15 protein-coding genes are annotated in these 16,082 nt (G+C 73.3%); 7 read left to right on the top strand and 8 right to left on the bottom strand.

The features are described 5' to 3' along the window. Positions 1 to 43: 43 nt before the first annotated feature. From B5Y66_RS09170 to B5Y66_RS09150, 5 genes are all read right to left on the bottom strand, one after another. Complete coding sequence (locus tag B5Y66_RS09170) at positions 44 to 1,294, bottom strand: MFS transporter (RefSeq protein ID WP_079573722.1); 1,251 nt, start codon at positions 1,292 to 1,294, stop codon at positions 44 to 46. After that, positions 1,291 to 1,854: a winged helix-turn-helix domain-containing protein gene (locus B5Y66_RS09165; protein ID WP_079573720.1), complete on the bottom strand. Its 564-nt coding sequence runs from the start codon at positions 1,852 to 1,854 to the stop codon at positions 1,291 to 1,293. The genes B5Y66_RS09170 and B5Y66_RS09165 overlap by 4 nt, the downstream gene beginning before the upstream one ends. Positions 1,855 to 1,929: 75 nt before the next feature. Further along, positions 1,930 to 2,847, bottom strand: coding sequence for a cation diffusion facilitator family transporter (locus tag B5Y66_RS09160; RefSeq protein WP_079573718.1), 918 nt, complete (start codon positions 2,845 to 2,847; stop codon positions 1,930 to 1,932). After that, a complete protein-coding gene (locus tag B5Y66_RS09155) occupies positions 2,844 to 3,218 on the bottom strand; it encodes an ArsR/SmtB family transcription factor (protein ID WP_079573716.1) in 375 nt (124 codons plus the stop codon). Before B5Y66_RS09155 ends, B5Y66_RS09160 begins: the two co-directional genes overlap by 4 nt. Positions 3,219 to 3,358: 140 nt before the next feature. Continuing rightward, positions 3,359 to 5,146, bottom strand: a complete 1,788-nt coding sequence (locus B5Y66_RS09150; protein WP_139820812.1) for a DUF1349 domain-containing protein — start codon at positions 5,144 to 5,146, stop codon at positions 3,359 to 3,361. Between the two features lie 314 nt (positions 5,147 to 5,460). Between B5Y66_RS09150 and B5Y66_RS09145 the strand changes: the two genes are divergently transcribed. The 5 genes from B5Y66_RS09145 to B5Y66_RS09125 all read left to right on the top strand — a co-directional run bounded on the left by B5Y66_RS09145 (position 5,461) and on the right by B5Y66_RS09125 (position 11,426). Then, entirely contained in the window at positions 5,461 to 6,522 is a 1,062-nt protein-coding gene (locus B5Y66_RS09145) for a LacI family DNA-binding transcriptional regulator (RefSeq protein WP_079573712.1), read from the top strand. A gap of 67 nt (positions 6,523 to 6,589) precedes the next feature. Next, a complete protein-coding gene (locus B5Y66_RS09140; protein WP_217700764.1) occupies positions 6,590 to 8,215 on the top strand; it encodes an FAD-dependent oxidoreductase in 1,626 nt (541 codons plus the stop codon). A 43-nt stretch (positions 8,216 to 8,258) separates the two neighbouring features. Continuing rightward, positions 8,259 to 9,575: an ABC transporter substrate-binding protein gene (locus B5Y66_RS09135; protein WP_079573710.1), complete on the top strand. Its 1,317-nt coding sequence runs from the start codon at positions 8,259 to 8,261 to the stop codon at positions 9,573 to 9,575. Between the two features lie 38 nt (positions 9,576 to 9,613). Beyond that, positions 9,614 to 10,465 carry a carbohydrate ABC transporter permease gene (locus B5Y66_RS09130; RefSeq protein WP_245807020.1) on the top strand — a complete coding sequence of 284 codons (852 nt, stop codon included), beginning with the start codon at positions 9,614 to 9,616 and terminating at the stop codon, positions 10,463 to 10,465. After that, positions 10,455 to 11,426 (top strand): carbohydrate ABC transporter permease, encoded by a 972-nt coding sequence (locus B5Y66_RS09125; protein WP_079573708.1) that lies wholly within the window; start codon positions 10,455 to 10,457, stop codon positions 11,424 to 11,426. The genes B5Y66_RS09130 and B5Y66_RS09125 overlap by 11 nt, the downstream gene beginning before the upstream one ends. A gap of 21 nt (positions 11,427 to 11,447) precedes the next feature. Here the strand turns inward: B5Y66_RS09125 and B5Y66_RS09120 are convergent, their stop codons facing one another. Further along, a complete protein-coding gene (locus B5Y66_RS09120; RefSeq protein WP_079573706.1) occupies positions 11,448 to 12,395 on the bottom strand; it encodes an oxidoreductase in 948 nt (315 codons plus the stop codon). A 98-nt stretch (positions 12,396 to 12,493) separates the two neighbouring features. Between B5Y66_RS09120 and B5Y66_RS09115 the strand changes: the two genes are divergently transcribed. Next, a complete protein-coding gene (locus B5Y66_RS09115) occupies positions 12,494 to 13,147 on the top strand; it encodes a helix-turn-helix domain-containing protein (protein ID WP_079573704.1) in 654 nt (217 codons plus the stop codon). A 3-nt stretch (positions 13,148 to 13,150) separates the two neighbouring features. On the opposite strand, the gene B5Y66_RS09110 is transcribed toward B5Y66_RS09115, so the two are convergent. After that, positions 13,151 to 14,053 (bottom strand): LysR family transcriptional regulator, encoded by a 903-nt coding sequence (locus B5Y66_RS09110; RefSeq protein WP_079573702.1) that lies wholly within the window; start codon positions 14,051 to 14,053, stop codon positions 13,151 to 13,153. Between the two features lie 185 nt (positions 14,054 to 14,238). Here B5Y66_RS09110 and B5Y66_RS09105 point away from each other — a divergent pair, with 185 nt between their 5' ends. Further along, on the top strand, positions 14,239 to 15,354 hold the full coding sequence (locus tag B5Y66_RS09105) for a serine hydrolase domain-containing protein (protein WP_079573700.1): 1,116 nt from the start codon (positions 14,239 to 14,241) through the stop codon (positions 15,352 to 15,354). A gap of 31 nt (positions 15,355 to 15,385) precedes the next feature. Here the strand turns inward: B5Y66_RS09105 and B5Y66_RS09100 are convergent, their stop codons facing one another. Continuing rightward, the gene (locus B5Y66_RS09100) at positions 15,386 to 16,042 is read right to left on the bottom strand and encodes a response regulator (protein ID WP_079573698.1); all 657 of its coding nucleotides are present in this window, start codon (positions 16,040 to 16,042) and stop codon (positions 15,386 to 15,388) included. Positions 16,043 to 16,082 lie beyond the last annotated feature (40 nt).

The raw sequence follows: 16,082 nt of genomic DNA, 5'->3' as shown, positions 1-16,082 counted from the left end.
CCGGTCGGGGGCCGCCACGGGGAGGCGCGCCCCGTGGCGCGTCTCACGGGCGCCTGCCGAGCGAGAGCTCCCGGAACAGCGGGTTGCGCAGCGGGACCGTCATGAGGAGGGTCATGGCGGCGCCGAAGACGGCGAAGGGCACCCAGAGCGCGGTGGCGGAGGCGAGCACCCCGAAGGCGGCCATCGCCAGCGGCATGAAGACGTCGTCGCCGAGGCGGGTGATCGACGCCATCCGGCCCAGGTACGAGGGGTCGACGGTGCCGGCGAACGTCGCGCCGAGCAGCGCCGAGGCGTACCCGGCCGTGAGCCCGACGACGAGGCAGGCGGCCCCGGCGACGCCGACAGGCCCGCTGCCGAGGGCGACGATCGCCGCGCCCTGCACCGCCAGGGCGACGAACCCGGCGCGCGCCTCGTGCCGGGGGCGCCACCGGGCGACCGACAGCGCGCCGACCGCCGCGCCGAGCCCGATGCACGCCTCCAGGATCCCCACGGCCCGGGCGCCCCACCCCGCGTCGTGGGCGCGGAGCGCGATCCCGATGCCCACGGCGGGCCCGACGGCGAGGTTGAGGCCCGACAGGGCGATCACGAGCGTGCGGGTGGTGGGCATCTCGCGCAGGTGGCCGAAACCGCGGCGGATCCCGCGCCACGCGGACTCCTGCTCGGCGCGGGGCAGGGCGAACCGGGGCCGTAGCCAGACGGCGACGAACGCGATGACGAGGGCGAAGGTGACCGCGTTCGCGCTCGCGCTCCCGAGGAGCCCGGACCGCGCGACCAGGAAGCCGCCCACCGCGGAGCCGGCCATGGTCGCCAGCCGGGACGCCGTCTGGGCGGCGGCCGTGTACGAGGGGAGGTCCTCGGTCCGGACGAGCTGGCGCGCGATCGTGCTCGCCGACGGCTCGTAGAACGCGTCGCACACGCCGAACGCGACGGCCGCGAGGGTGAGCAGGAGCACCGTCGGCGGCGAGGACAGCACCCACAGCGCGGCCCCGACGAGCACCGCCACCCGCAGCAGGTTGCAGACGATCATGACCCGCCGCGCGTCCACCCGGTCGGCGAGGACGCCGCCGAACAGCAGCACGCCGGCCCGCGGCGCGGTGCCGGCGGCCACGACCAGCCCGGCGACGGCCGGGGTCGAGACCTGCACGGCCGTCCAGGCCAGGGCGATGGACCAGATCGCGTCGCCGGCGTCGGAGAGTGCCTTGACGCCGATCCACGCGTGCACGGCGTGGTCGCGGGAGAACCGCGGCGGCTCGCGCACGAGCACGGGTTGCACGGCGTGCGGGGCCGCGGTCACGGCACCGTGGGGAAGCCGTGGGCGAAGACGAAGACCGGGCGGCGCTCGGCGTCGGCGTCGGCCTCGGCGTCGGACTCGTCGATGCCGGCCTGCCAGGCCGCGAACGTCTCGCGCATCGCTGCCGAGAGGGCCTCGAGCTCGTCGGGGGTGGCCCACGCCAGCGTGTCGATGCTGAATGCGGCGCGTGCCCACTCCGGCAGGGGAGCGGTGCGGCGGTGCCAGGCGCGCAGGCGGCCGACGTGCGTCTCGACGTTGGCACGCTCCGCCTCCCGCGCGAGCAGCGCGTCGGCGGGGGAGTCGGTGAAGTCCTCGGCCGACCAGGTCAGGCCCGACCGCGACGTCTGCCACCAGCTCGTGCGCCGGTCCCCGGTCGTGTCAGGGGCGTGCTCGACGACGCCGGCCCGCTTGAGCATCCGCAGGTGGTGGCTGACGCTGCCCACCTGGAGCCCGAGCGCACGCGCCAGCGTGGTCACCTGCGCCGTGCCGTGCAGGCTCAGGTAGTCGTAGATGCGCCGTCGCACGGGGTGGTGCACGGCGGTGATCGCCTCGATCCGCTCCATGCCGACGACGCTAGGCGAGCGGTCGAAAAACGACAAGACTTCTTGTATACCGCGGAATCCTGCCGATTGATGACGCTAAGCGTGGGTCGGGTGCTCGTGCTCCGGGTGGGTGTCGGGCTCCACCTGGAAGGTGGAGTGCTCCACGGCGACGTCGAAGTGGGTGGCCACGCACTCCTGCAGCTCGTCGAGGATCCTTCCGGCGTGGCCGTCGGTGAAGCAGCCGGAGTCGACGACGACGTGCGCCGACAGGATGGGCAGGCCGGTGGCGATGAGGGACGCGTGCACGTCGTGCACGTCGCGCACGTGCTGCACCTTCAGCAGGTGGGCGCGCACCTCCTCGAGATCGAGCCCGGGCGGGGTGGACTCCAGCAGCACCGACCCGGCGGCCCGCAGCAGGCGCACCGCGCGCGGCAGGATGAGCGCGCCGATGAGCAGGGCCGCGACGGAGTCGGCGCGCTGCCAGCCCGTGGTGGCGATGACGATCGCGGCGACGATGACGCCCACCGACCCGAGCGCGTCGTTGACCACCTCGAGGAACGCCGCTCGCAGGTTGAGGTTCGCGTCGCGCCGTCCGGCGAGGACGGCCATCGACGCGAGGTTGCCCACCAGGCCGATGACGCCGAAGACGACGAGCTGTGTGGAGGGGATCTCCGGCGGGTCGGCCAGCCGGAGCACCGCCTCCACCAGCACGTACACGCCGACGACGAGCAGCACGGCGGCCTGCGCCAGCGCCGCCAGCACCTCGGCGCGTCGGTAGCCCCAGGTGCGCTGGGGCGACGCCGGCCGCAGGGACAGGTGCGCGGCGAACAGGGCCAGCGCGAGCCCGCCGGCGTCCGTGAGCATGTGGGCGGTGTCGACCAGCAGCGCGAGGCTGCCGGTGAGCAGCGCCCCCACCGCCTGCGCGACGAGGATCGCCGCGGTGATGCCGAACGCGATCGCGAGCCGCCCGCGGTGGTCGGCGGCGCCGTGCGCGTGGTCGTGGTCGTGCGTCATGCGGCGTCCGCCGGACTCACCCCGTCGGCCGCGCCGGCCGGCGTCGCGCACGTGCAGTCCGGCCCGCAGCAGTCCGGGTCCACGACGAGCGCGAGCCGCAGCATGTCCCCGAGCGCGTGCGCGAGGTGCGGGTCCGACAGTCGGTACTCGGTCCGTCGGCCGTCCGGACGGCCGACGACGAGCCCGCACCCGCGCAGGCATGCGAGCTGGTTCGACATGACCTGCTTGGAGACGCCCAGCGCGGCCGCCAGGTCGGAGGGATAGGCGGGCGCGTCGCGCAGCGCGAGCAGGATGCGCGCGCGCGTGCCGTCGGACAGGGCGTGCCCGAGCCGCGCGAGCGCCGCGGTGTGCGTGAGCGTGACGGTCTCCATGGGCGCGACGGTACATGGCCTCGTGTACTCACGCCAGGTGCCGACCCGCGGGGTGCCGAACAGGCGGTCGACACCGGGATCGCGCAGGCTTCCGCCCGATCAAGGTGTCGACCGCCTGCTCGGCGGGGGCGGTCGTCGCGTCAGGACGCGCAGCCCTCCAGCTGCTCGGCGCTCGGGCTGAACCGGACCCAGTCGAAGGCGGCCGTGACCTCCGGCGTCGCGGCAGGACCGCGGTAGGCGAACGGCCCGACGTCGGTGGCCGCGAGCTCGCCCGCGGGGACGGCGCGCCCCAGGTTGACGAACGTCTGCCCGTCGACGCTGTACGAGGCCGTGAGCCACTCGCCCTCGTGGGTGACGCGCAGCCACACCGTGTCCCCGGTCCCTGGCGGCGCCATCGCCACGTCCTCCATCGTCCACGTGTTGTTGCGGTCCACGCCGGCCTTGCGCCAGATGAAGTCGAACCGCTTGCCGGCGTCGACGTGCGAGAGCGAGATCCGCACGGCGTTCGCGTCGTCGCGCCGCACGATCAGCCCGGCCTGCTGGAAGTTGACCTGCGGGTCGAGGGTCAGCTTCGTCGTCACCTCCCACGGCGTCCCCGGCAGGGGCTGCAGGGTGAACGGGGCCGAGGTCGAGTTCCCCGCGTAGGTGGGGATCTGCCAGGAGCCCCCGGCGACGACGGACCGGTCCAGGCCGTCGCGGACGCCGGTCGACCAGAGCTCCCGGTCGAGGGCGCCGCCGTCGAGCTCGTCCGAGCCCGGTGCGGGGCACTGCGCGTACGTCGGGTCCTCGGGGTGCGGGTTCAGCGGGTCGCGCCAGCCGTCGGGGTCGGCGACGGCGTGCGCGATCGTGGTGTGCGATCGCTCGCCGGTCTCGTAGAGCAGGTGCAGCGTGCCGCGGTCTCGCACGATCTGGGCGGACGTCGCGCGGCCCGCCTCGGGCGGCGCCTGCCCGGGGATGTACAGGGCCTGCGGGTCGCCGGCCGTCCAGGTCCGCGCGTCGACCTCCCGCGCGAAGATCGTGCCGACCGTCGAGCCGTAGACGACGTAGTTGCGGCCGCGGTAGGTCCACAGGTCGGCCGCGGCGACGTTGGTGCCCTCGGCGGTGCCGGGCGAGACGATCGGCTCCGGCTGCACCTCCCAGTCCTTGCCGTCGGGGGAGGTGGCGACGTTGATGTGCCGCACGTTGTCCGCATAGTTGGTCATGAAGAACATCGCCCACCGGTCGGGCGAGCGTCGGTCGGGGTTGCGGAACACCCGCGCGTACGACGTCTCGGTGGCCGTCCGACCTGGCTGCGCGGCGTCGACCATCTCCGTGGTGACGACCTCGTCGCCGTAGTCGAAGGTGAGGCCGTCGGTCGACGTCGCGTAACGCGTCACGGTGTTGTCGCCGTGGAAGTAGAGGAACATCTTCTGCTCGGCGGCGTTCCACACGGCGTCGGGGGAGGAGACGTGCGGCACGTCGTAGATGCCCTCCCACTGGTTCGAGACCACGGGGCTGCCCTCGTACTGGGTCCACGGGCCGTCGAGCGAGTCGGCGTACATGAGGTTGATCCCGCCCGGGTCGTCGTGCGGGGCGTAGTACACGTACCACTCGCCCAGCGGGTCCTCGAGGTGGGCGCCCGCGTGGAACACCGACGGGAAGATGAACTCTCCGTTGGGGTTGTGCGGCAGCGTCTCGTCGTCGGGGTCGACGATCGGGCCCGTCGAGGTGAAGACCGGGAGCTCGGCAGGCGGCGGGCCCGCGTCGGGGTGCCCGGCGGGGGCGGCGACGCCGGGGGCAGCGGCACCCAGCCCGACGAGTGCCGCGAGGGCCAGGCCGGCGACGATCCGGCGCGGGTGCCCCGAGGGCCTGGCGGCAACGGCGGACGGACCTGCGGGCCGGTGGGACGGCGGGCTGGCTGATGGTCTGGCGGACGGGCTGACGGACATGGCGCGCACTCCTTCGTCGCGGGGATGTCGGCGGTGACAGCGGTGTCGTCGTGACCCGGTGCAGCCTTCGGTGCGGAGCCGACGCCGGTCAAGGTGCCTTATCGAATCCATCAGCAGGCCGCGTCGATAATGCGCCCCAATCGAGCCGTCGACGAACGCGCGGAGCCTGGAAGCACAGGGATTCTCGGCCTGTCTGCCCGTCCTCGGACCGTTGCTAATAATGCGCATCATCCCGTTGACCGGCGGGCGTTCGACGCCCGAGACTCCTGGCACGTCGCGCCCCCGCTGACGTCGTCCGAGCTCGAGGAGGAGCGATGCCCCGTCGCCGCATCACGCAGGCCGACGTCGCCGCGATGGCGGGCGTCAGTCAGGCGACCGTGTCGTTCGTGCTCAACGACAGCAACCCCAGCGGTGTCCGCATCAGCGAGGAGACCCGCCAGCGGGTCCGCGACGCCATCCGGATCACCGGATACTCGGCCAACCCCGCCGCCCAGCGGCTTGCGGGCGGGCTCACGCAGATCCTCGGCGTCTTCACCTACGAGTCGACGTTCCCGCAGGGTGGGCGCGACTTCTACGGCCCTTTCCTCGTCGGCATCGAGCACGCCGCGGAGAAGCTCGGCGTCGACATCCTCCTGTTCACCAGCGCGCGGGTGGAGGACGGCCGGCGCCGCCTGACCCGCGACGGCTGGCAGCGGCTCGGCATCGCGGACGGCTGCCTGCTGCTGGGCCAGCACGAGGACCGCGGCGAGCTGCAGCACCTGCTCGACACCAACTACCCGTTCGTGTTCATCGGCAAGCGCGGCAGCGACGGCGGCCGGCTGCCCTACGTGGGTGTCGACTACGTGGCAGCCACGGCCCGGCAGGTGGACCGGCTCGCGGCGCTCGGGCACACGCGCATCGGCTACGTCGGGTCGCGCGGCACGGACCAGCCCACGCTCGATCGCGTCGAGGGGTATCGCGCCACGATGAAGCGGCACGGGCTCACGGTGCGTTTCGTCGAGCTCGACGACGTCGCCGCGACCGCGGCCGAGGTCGCCGACCAGCGGCTCACCGCGGTGCTCGTGGCGCCGGAGAACTCTCCCGAGGAGCTCGCCGACGAGCTCGAGCGGCGCGGCCTGCGCGTGCCCGACGACATCTCCGTCCTCCTCCTGGGGCAGCCGCTCCACCCACGCCCGGGCGGCCGCCGGTGGTCCGGGTTCTCGATCCCGCGCGAGGAGATGGGCGCCCGGGCGCTGCACCTGCTCTCGCGCCTCGTGGCCGCGGACACCGGCAGGCCCGCGCGCCGCGACGCCCCGCAGGTGCCCGACGACGAGCTGCGTCAGCTCCTGGGGTGCGTCGACGTCGACGCCGAGACGCTCGCGCCGCCGCCCGCCTGAGGCGGACCCACGACCTACGACCCACGACCCACGACTCACGACCCGCACCAGACAGGACGGAAACCGCGTGACCCTCCACGAACTGCAGACCGACGTGCTCGTCGTCGGAGCCGGGCTCGGCGGCATCGCCGCCGCCCTCGCCGCCGCGGACCGCGGCGCTCGGGTGGTCCTCACCGAGGAGCACCCGTGGATCGGCGGCCAGCTGACGTCGCAGGCGGTGCCGCCGGACGAGAGCGCGTGGGTCGAGGACTTCGGCGTCACCGCCCGCTACCGGCGCCTGCGCGACGGCATCCGCGACGTGTACCGGCGCTCGTACCCGCTGACGGGCGCCGCCCGGTCGTGGGGCGCGCTCAACCCGGGGGCGGGCTGGGTGTCGAAGCTCTGCCACGAGCCGCGCGTCGCCGTCGGCGTGCTCGAGGAGATGCTGGCGCCGTGGCGGTCGTCCGGCCGGCTGACGCTGGTCGAGCGGGTCCGGCCGACGGCGGCCACGACGGACGGCGACCGGGTCACGTCGGTGACGCTCGGGTCGGTCGTGGGCGGCGAGCCCGTGACCGTGGTCGCGGCGCTCGTCGTCGACGCGACCGAGACCGGCGAGCTGCTGCCCCTCACGGGGACGGAGTACGTCACCGGGTTCGAGTCGAACCGGGAGACGGGCGAGCCGAGCGCCCCCGACGAGGCGCAGCCGGGCAACGTCCAGGCGCTCAGCGTGTGCTTCGCCGTCGAGCACCTCGACGGCGACCGGACCATCGACCGGCCCGAGCGCTACGACTTCTGGAGCTCCTACCGGCCCGGCGCCTGGAACGGGCGCCGCATGCTGTCGTGGGAGGCGCCCAACCCCCGCACCCTCGCGATGGACGTGCGCACGTTCTCGCCCAACCCGGGCGACGACGCCCGCGCGGTGGCGGCCGACCAGTCGAAGAACCCCGGCGACGGCAACCTGTGGACCTTCCGCCGCATCGCCGCCCGCGACCTGTTCGCGCCCGGCCACTACGCCAGCGACCTGTGCCTGGTGAACTGGCCGAGCATCGACTACTTCCTCCATCCCGTGCTGGACGTCCCGCGCGACGTCGAGGAGGCGCGGATCGCGGACGCGCGGCAGCTCAGCCTCTCGATGCTCTACTGGATGCAGACCGAGGCGCCCCGGCCCGACGGCGGGACGGGGTACCCGGGCCTGCGGCTGCGGCCGGACGTCATGGGTTCCGCCGACGGCCTCGCGCAGGCCGCGTACCACCGCGAGTCGCGCCGCATCCGCGCCGTCACGACCGTCACCGAGAACGACGTCTCCTACGCCGTGCGGGGAGACGCCGGGGCCACCCGCTACGACGACTCGGTCGGCGTCGGCATGTACCGCATCGACCTGCACCCGTCCACGGGCGGCGACACGTACATCGACGTGCCGTCCACGCCGTTCGAGATCCCGCTGGGCGCGCTGCTGCCGCGGCGGGTCACCAACCTGCTCGCCGCGAACAAGAACATCGGCACCACCCACGTCACCAACGGCTGCTACCGGCTGCACCCCGTCGAGTGGAACATCGGCGAGGCGGCCGGCCACCTCGCCGCCCACTGCCTCGCGACGGGGCGTGCCCCGCACGAGGTCCAGGCCAAGCCCGACCTGCTCGCCGACTACCAGAGCGAGCTCGTCGCGGCCGGCGTCGAGCTCCGCTGGCCGGACCAGCAGGTCTACCCGTACTGACCGGCCCCGTCCCCGCCCGAGCACTCAGTCCGAAGGAGCACTGATGAACTCCACCACCACCCGCCGCACCCGTGCGGCCGCCACCGGGGCCGCCGCCGTCGCGGCGCTGCTCGCCCTGACCGCCTGCGGCGGCGACGGGCAGGGCGCCGCCGGCGAGCCCGAGACGCCGGACGAGCCCGTCGACCTGCGCATGACGGTCTGGACGGCCGACGAGACGCAGCTCGCCCAGTTCCAGGAGATCGCCGACGCGTACGTCGAGGCGAACCCGGACCTCGTCTCGGGCGTCACCTTCGAGCCCGTCCCGTTCGAGGACTACACGACCTCCCTCACGACCCAGCTCGCGGGCGGCAACGCCCCCGACCTCGCCTGGATCCTCGAGAGCTACGCCCCCGAGTTCGTGGAGAGCGGCGCCCTGGTCGACGTCGGGCCCGTGCTCGAGCAGACCGAGGGGTACGAGTACGACGACCTGCTCGACTCGTCGCTCTCGCTGTGGCAGAAGGACGGCGGGCTGTACGCGTACCCGTTCTCCAACTCGCCGTTCGGGATCTTCGTCAACACCGACCAGGTGGAGGCCGCGGGGCAGGAGAACCCGGCCGACCTCGTCGCCGCCGGGGACTGGACCTACGACAACGCTCGCGACATCGCGGCGGCCGCCGCCGAGAAGTCCGGCAAGCAGGGGCTCGTCGTGCGCGACTTCGACTTCCAGGCCTGGGAGAACCTGTCGAGCGTCTGGGACGGCTGGGGCGCCGCGCCGTGGAGCGAGGACGGCACGCAGTGCACCTTCACCGACCCGGCGATGGTGGACGCGCTCACGTGGATCCACGACGCGACCTTCACCGACGGCGCGATGCCCGGCCCGGGCACCACGGCCGACTTCTTCGCGGGCGACGCCGCGATGACGATCACCCAGATCAGCCGCGCGTCGTCGCTCGACGACTCGTTCGCCTGGGACGTCGTGCCGCTGCCGGCCGGCCCCGCGGGGCAGCAGAACGTCATCGGCCAGGCCGGCATCGGCGTCTTCGCGGCCGGCGAGCACCCGGACGTCGCGGCCGACTTCCTCGCGTGGTTCACGAACCCCGAGAACGCCGCGACCCTCGCCGCGTACTTCCCGCCGCCGCGGGAGTCGCTGCTCAACGCGGCCGACCTCGCCGCGGCGAACCCGCTGCTCAGCGAGGAGCAGCTCCAGGCGGTCGTCGTCGACGGCATCCAGGACGCGGTGACCAAGCCGACCCACCAGAACTTCGCCAAGCTGCAGGAGACCGTGCGGGCGCAGCTCGACGGCCTCTGGACCGCGGACGCCGACGTCGAGGCCGTCCTCACCGACACGTGCGGCGCGATCCAGCCCCTCCTGGAGGACTGAGCGTGCCCGGTTCGGCGCTGCGCAGGCGGGACGCGGCCGTGGGTTACACCATGGTCGCGCCCGCCGTGCTCGGCGCGGTCGCGTTCGTCGTCGCGCCCCTGGTCGCCGTGGTCTGGTACTCGCTGCACGAGTGGAACGTCCTCGCGAGCACGTTCACGTTCACGGGCGGGGACAACTACGCGCGCATGCTGGAGGACCCCGGCCTGCGCGACTCGCTCGTCGCGAGCCTGTGGTTCTCCGTGGGGCTCGTCGTCCTCAACGTCACGCTCGCGCTGGGGCTCGCCGTCCTGCTCAACCAGCGCCTGCCCGGCACGACGACCTTCCGCACGTTCTTCTTCTCGCCCGTCGTCGTGTCGCTCGTCGCGTGGACGATCGTGTGGAGCTTCCTGCTCCAGGCCGACGGGGGCATCAACGGGTTCCTCTCGACCGTCGGGATCGACGGCCCGAACTGGCTGCGCGGCGAGACCACCGCGATGCTCTCCGTGATCGTCGTGCAGGTCTTCAAGAACGTCGGCCTCAACATGATCCTGTTCCTCGCCGCCCTGCAGGGGGTGCCGGAGGAGATCCAGGAGGCCGCCCGCATCGACGGCGCGGGCGCATGGCGGCGGTTCCGTTCGATCACGCTGCCGCTCATCAGCCCCACCCTGCTGCTGGTCTCGATCCTCACGATCGTGGGCTCGCTCGAGGTCTTCGCGCAGATCGCGGTGCTCACCGGCGGCGGGCCGGGGACGTCCACCACCGTGCTCGTCTACTACCTGTACCAGCAGGCGTTCCGCTTCAACGACTTCGGCTACGCGAGCGCGGTCTCCGTCCTGCTGTTCGTCATCGTCCTCGTCCTGACACTCGTGCAGTGGCAGACGCGCAAGAGGTGGGTCTTCCATGAAGTCTGACGTGATCCCCGACCCGGCCGTGCGTCCGGGGGTGCGCCCGGGCACGGCCGGCGGGCACGACGAGGCTCCGCCCGCACGGGACGGCGACGGCGGCGCACCGCACCGCCGTGCCGCCCGCCCCGGGCGCTCGCGGCGGCGGTGGGGCCGGGCCGGGCTCGTGGCCCTGCTCGTCGTCGTCAGCGTGCCGTTCGTCTTCCCCACGTGGTGGATGGCGACGTCGAGCCTCAAGCCGATGAGCGAGATCCTGCGCTCCGTGCCGACGCTGTGGCCGCAGGACCCGTCGTTCGCGGCCTACGGCGAGGTGTTCCGGCTCCAGCCCTTCGCCCAGCAGTACTGGAACAGCCTCTACATCGCGGTGCTGGTCACGGCGGGGACGATCCTCGTGTCCGCCATGGCCGGGTACGCCTTCGCCCGGATCCGCTTCCCCGGGGCGAACGCGCTGTTCCTGCTCGTCCTCGTCGGCCTGCTCGTGCCGTCCGAGGTGACGATCGTGCCGCTGTTCCGGATGGTCAACTCGCTGGGGCTCATCGACACCCACTGGCCGCTGGTCGTGATCCCGGTCTTCGGGGCACCGAGCGTGCTGGCGACCTTCATCATGCGCCAGTACTTCCTCGGCCTGCCGGGCGAGCTCGAGGAGGCCGGCCGCATGGACGGGTTGGGCCGGTGGGGGATCTTCTGGCGGATCGCGTTCCCCCTGTCGCGCTCAGCGCTCTCCGCCGTCGCGATCTTCACGTTCCTCAAGTCGTGGAACCTCTACCTGGAGCCCATCGTCTACCTGTCCTCCAAGGACGCCTTCACGCTGCCGCAGGCGCTGACCCAGTACGTCGACGCCTACGGCGGGCCCATGTGGAACGTCCAGCTGGCCGCGACCACCCTGACCGTCCTGCCCGTGCTGGCCGTGTTCCTCGTGGCGCAGAAGCAGTTCGTCCAGGGGCTCGCGCACACCGGCCTCAAGGGCTGAGCGCGGGATCCCCCGCCGCCGTCACGCGGCGGCGGGGGCGATCCCGTCGAGCACGGCGAGCTCCTCGTCGGTCAGGCGGAGCGCCGCGGCGGCGACGTTCTGCTCCAGGTGCGCCGCGTCCCCCGTGCCGGGGATGGCGAGCACGTGCCGACCGCGGTGCAGCGTCCAGGCCAGCCGCACCTGGGCCGGCGTCGCGCCGTGAGCTGCGGCGACGGCCTCGACCTCGGCGCGGCCGGTGTCGTCGGCAGTGCCGCCCGGGACGGCGCCGGGCACGGCGGCGCCCACGGAGAAGAACGGCACGTACGCGATGCCGAGCTCGCCGCACCGTTCCAGCAGCCCGTCGTCGGCGCGGTCGGTGAGGCCGTACCGGTTCTGCACGCAGACCACGGGCGTGATCGTCAGCGCCTCCTCGAGCTGCTCGGGCAGCACGTTCGAGATGCCGACGTGCCGCACCAGGCCCGCGTCGCGCAGGTCGGCGAGGGCGCCCACGTGCTCGGCGACGGACCCGGCCTCGCGCACCAGGCCGGCGCCCCAGCGCAGGTTCACGACGTCCAGCTGGTCGAGGCCGAGCTGCCGCATGTTCTCCTCGACCTGGCTGCGGAGCTGGTCGGGGCGGGCGTACGGCTCGAAGACGCCGTCGCGCGACCGGGAGGCGCCGACCTTCGTGGTGATCACCAGGTCGTCGGCGTAGGGCCGGAGGGCGGCGCCGATCAGCTCGTTCGCGGAGCGGGTGGGCAGGAAGTAGAACGCGGCGGTGTCGATGTGGTTCACGCCGAGCTCGACGGCGCGCCGCAGCACGGCGATCGCGTCCTCGCGCGGGCGGGGCGTCGGGGCGCCGAGGATGCCGGGGAGCCGCATGGCGCCCAGGCCGAGCCGGTTCACGGTGCGGTCGCCGAGCCGCCAGGTGCCGGCGGCGCCGGCGTCGGGGGCGGTGGTCGTGGCGGAGGGGGTGCTGGTCGTGGTGGTCATGCGGTCCAGCCTGCGTGCCTCGCGCCCCCGCCCCTCGGCGATGGCAGGTTGTTGCCGACCCTGGCAGGACCCTGCCACCGGGGTGCAGGATCGAGGGCATGCAGACCGGAGAGGCCGTCACGATCGTCCGGGGCGAGGAGGAGCTCCTCGCTCGCACCGCGCACCTGTTCGCCACCGCGACCGACGTGGCGTGCGCCGCCAACGACCTGTTCACCTGGCAGGCGGCGCACCGGGCAGAGGGGCTCGCGGTGGAGCACCCGCCGCGGGGCGCCGCGACCGTCCGCAAGGTCTACCGGTCCGGCGTCCTGCTCGACCCCGTCGCCACCCGGCACCTGAAGCTGCTGCGCGACCGGTACGGCGCGCAGGTCCGCATCACCCCCGACGAGATCAACGAGACGATCGTCCTCGACCGTCGGCTCGTGATCCTGGCGGGCGACCTCCAGGCCGGACGCCGCAGCTACAGCGTGATCACGCAGCCCGAGGCGGTGCAGGGCGTCACCTCGTTGTTCGACGCGGCCTGGCGGTCGGCGACGGACCTGGCCGTCTTCGACGCCCGCATCGCCGAGATCCGTGCGATCGCGCCCCAGGTGCTCGACCTGCTCGGGCAGGGCGTCAAGGACGAGACCGCGGCCCGCGCGATGGGGATGGGAGTGCGCACGTACCGTCGTCGCGTCGCCGAGCTGATGGTCGCCCTCGGCGCGGGGTCGCGCTTCCAGGCGGGCGTGCGGGCGCGGGAGCTCGGGCTGGTCTGACGCTCAGTCGTCGTCGGGGTGTGCGCCGCTGAGGTCGACGAGAAGGTCGACGAACGCCCGGCCGGCCGGCGCGTGCCCGGCAGTGCGCCACAGGACGCCGTACTCGAGGCGGGGGCCGTCGTGGAACGGGACGAAAACGATGCCGGGACGGTCGTGGTACCGCTCGGCTCGGGCCGCCACGATCGAGGCGCCAAGACCGGCGGCGACCAGCGCGGGCACCTCGGACCAGAGAGCGTAGGAGGGGCCGCGCGGGACGACGAGGCCGGAGGGCGTGCGGGCCGGCACGTGCGCTTCCCGCATGGCCGCCGGCGCGGCTCCTCGTGGGCCGATCAGCGGTACCTCGGCGAGGTGCTCGAGGGACACGCCGTCGAGCCGGGCGAGGGGATGGCCGGACGGCACCATGAGGGCCCTCGTCTCGCTGAACAGGACCGGCCCCTCGGTGACGCCGGGAACCTGCACCGGGAGCTCGCTGATGTGCAGCTCCAGCTCGCCACGGCGCAGCGGCCCGAGCGGATCGTCGAGCGGGACTTCCTGCACCCGTATCGAGCAGCCGGCGTAACGCCCCTGGAAGGCCTCGGCGGCGCGGTACGCCAGGTCGGCGCCCCAGGGCGTGGTGTATCCGACCCGCAGCGTCCCGGTGATGCTGCGGGCGTCGGCCGCGGCCCGGTCGATGGCCTGCTGGATCTGCTGGTACGCGGGCAGCAGGTCGTCGCGGAGCTGGCGCCCGAGCGGGGTGAGTCGAACCGTGCGGGAGGTGCGCTCGAACAGGGCCGCGCCGACGCGCCGCTCCTGCGTCTTGATGACGTGGCTGACCCGCGACGGCGTGATGTGCAGCCGCTCGGCGGTGCGGCCGAAGTGCAGCTCCTCGGCGAGCGTCAAGAAGATCTCGATGTCACGCAGTTCCATGGCGCCTCCGGAGCGTCAACCTACTGGTCAACGCCGAAGTGACGCGACACGCATCGATGACCCGTCAGGCAACGCTGCCTTGCAGGAACGGCCGTTGATCGGCCTGCGCTACCGCGCCAGCCTGAGGTCGGGCGCTCTCTCGACGGCTGACGTCCGCCCGCATCCCGACACCAAGGAGCAGCATCATGACCATCCACGACGTCGCGACCGGCGAACTGCGCGACGAGCACGCAGGCGACGAGCGCCCCGCCCTGCGCAGGATCCTGCGCGAGATCGTCGACTCCGGGTTCACCGGGGTCCAGCTGCGGGTGAACGACCGCCACGGTGAGTGGGCCTGGAGCGACGGGCTGGCCCAGCGCGGCGAGCCGGGCCGGCCGTCGACCGACGGGCACATGCGCATCGGCAGCAACACCAAGACGTTCGTCTCGACCGTGGTGCTCGGGCTCGTGGCAGAGGGCAAGATCGCGCTGGACGCGCCCGCGGGCGACTACCTGCCGGGCATAGATCTGGACCCTCGGATCACCGTGCGCATGCTGCTGCAGCACACCAGCGGTGTCTTCAACTTCACCGGCGAGTTCTCCGCCGACGGCACGTTCGAGCCCGGGATCCCCTCCACGGGCAAGGAGTGGGTGGATCTTCGGCTCAAGAGCTACCGGCCCCAGGAGCTGGTGCAGCTCGCGGTGTCGAAGCCCGCCCGGTTCGCGCCCGGGACGGACTGGAGCTACTCCAACACCAACTACGTGCTCGCCCGGCTGCTGATCGAGAGCGTGACCGGCCGCACGCTCGCCGAGGAGATGGAGCGGCTGGTGCTGACCCCGCTCGGGCTCACTGGCACGGTGGTGCCGAGCTCACCGGAGCTCCCCGAGCCGCACGCCCACGCCTCCTACCGGTACGACGACGACGGCCAGGAGGTGACGGTGGACGTCACCCGTCAGGACCCGTCCTGGATCTCCAGCGGCGGTGACATGATCTCGACCACCCGGGACCTGCACCTCTTCATCTCCGGGCTGGTCGGCGGCCGGCTCCTGCCGGCCCCTCTCCTGTCCGAGATGCTCACGCTGCATCCGAAGGTCGGCTACGGCCTCGGGCTGTTCGTCGAGGAGACCGCCCACGGCCCCCTCGTCACCCACAACGGAGGCATCGCGGGGTCCGCCGCGCTCATGTACAGCACGCCCGACGGCGGCACGACCCTGACCGCCGGGCTGAACTACGTGGACGACGCGGCCCTCTCCATGGGCGCGGCCTTCCAGCAGGGGAGGCAACGGCTCCTCGACGAGGTGTTCGGCAGCGGGCGGGCCTGAGCGCCCGACCGCGCCGCGCCGCCGTCTACCGTCATCCGCCCGGGCGCACCAGCCCGGTCTCGTAGGCGAGGACGACGAGCGCGGCGCGGTCGCGGGCGTCGAGCCGGGTGAGCAGCCGGCTCACGTACGTGCGGGCAGTGGCGGGGCTGAGGTACAGGTCGCGGGCGATCTCGTCGTTGGTCAGCCCGCGGCCCACGAGGACGAGCACCCCCCGCTCGCGCTCGGTGAGGCCGGCGACGGCGGCGTCGTCGAGCCGGGGCGGCGCGGCGGCGACCGCGCGCATCGCCGTGGCCGTGACGGCCGGGGCCAGCAGGGAGTCCCCGGCCGCCACCGTGCGGATCGCGGCCCGCAGGTCGCCGGGGGAGACGTCCTTGAGGAGGTAGCCCGATGCCCCGGCGCGGATCGCCTCGACCACGTGCTCGTCCTCGTCGAACGTGGTGAGCACCAGGACGCGGACGTCGCGCAGCGCCGGGTCGGCGGCGATCTCCCGCGTCGCGGCGATGCCGTCCAGGCCGGGCATCCGCACGTCCATCAGCACGACGTCGGGCCGCAGCTCGCGCACGCGGGACAGCCCGGCGCGGCCGTCGGCCGCCTCGCCCACCACCGCGACGTCGCCGTCGAGCTCCGCGAGCGGGCGCAGCCCGGCGCGGACCAGCTCCTGGTCGTCGACCAGCACCACCCGGATCATCCGCCCAGTGTGTCGGTCTCCCGGGGCTCGGCGCATTCGT

It is taken from the genome of Krasilnikoviella flava (assembly GCF_900167525.1).
Lineage (GTDB): Bacteria > Actinomycetota > Actinomycetes > Actinomycetales > Cellulomonadaceae > Isoptericola > Isoptericola flavus.
This window is presented reverse-complemented; position numbering and strand designations above follow the sequence as displayed.

What these genes read in the sequence shown, in the direction of transcription:
- B5Y66_RS09165 (WP_079573720.1), bottom strand. Translation starts at nt 1,854, where the DNA reads ATGGAGCGGATCGAGGCGATCACCGCCGTGCACCACCCCGTGCGACGG.
- B5Y66_RS09160 (WP_079573718.1), bottom strand. Translation starts at nt 2,847, where the DNA reads ATGACGCACGACCACGACCACGCGCACGGCGCCGCCGACCACCGCGGG.
- B5Y66_RS09155 (WP_079573716.1), bottom strand. Translation starts at nt 3,218, where the DNA reads ATGGAGACCGTCACGCTCACGCACACCGCGGCGCTCGCGCGGCTCGGG.
- B5Y66_RS09150 (WP_139820812.1), bottom strand. Translation starts at nt 5,146, where the DNA reads ATGTCCGTCAGCCCGTCCGCCAGACCATCAGCCAGCCCGCCGTCCCAC.
- B5Y66_RS09145 (WP_079573712.1), top strand. Translation starts at nt 5,461, where the DNA reads ATGCCCCGTCGCCGCATCACGCAGGCCGACGTCGCCGCGATGGCGGGC.
- B5Y66_RS09135 (WP_079573710.1), top strand. Translation starts at nt 8,259, where the DNA reads ATGAACTCCACCACCACCCGCCGCACCCGTGCGGCCGCCACCGGGGCC.
- B5Y66_RS09125 (WP_079573708.1), top strand. Translation starts at nt 10,455, where the DNA reads ATGAAGTCTGACGTGATCCCCGACCCGGCCGTGCGTCCGGGGGTGCGC.
- B5Y66_RS09120 (WP_079573706.1), bottom strand. Translation starts at nt 12,395, where the DNA reads ATGACCACCACGACCAGCACCCCCTCCGCCACGACCACCGCCCCCGAC.
- B5Y66_RS09115 (WP_079573704.1), top strand. Translation starts at nt 12,494, where the DNA reads ATGCAGACCGGAGAGGCCGTCACGATCGTCCGGGGCGAGGAGGAGCTC.
- B5Y66_RS09110 (WP_079573702.1), bottom strand. Translation starts at nt 14,053, where the DNA reads ATGGAACTGCGTGACATCGAGATCTTCTTGACGCTCGCCGAGGAGCTG.
- B5Y66_RS09105 (WP_079573700.1), top strand. Translation starts at nt 14,239, where the DNA reads ATGACCATCCACGACGTCGCGACCGGCGAACTGCGCGACGAGCACGCA.
- B5Y66_RS09100 (WP_079573698.1), bottom strand. Translation starts at nt 16,042, where the DNA reads ATGATCCGGGTGGTGCTGGTCGACGACCAGGAGCTGGTCCGCGCCGGG.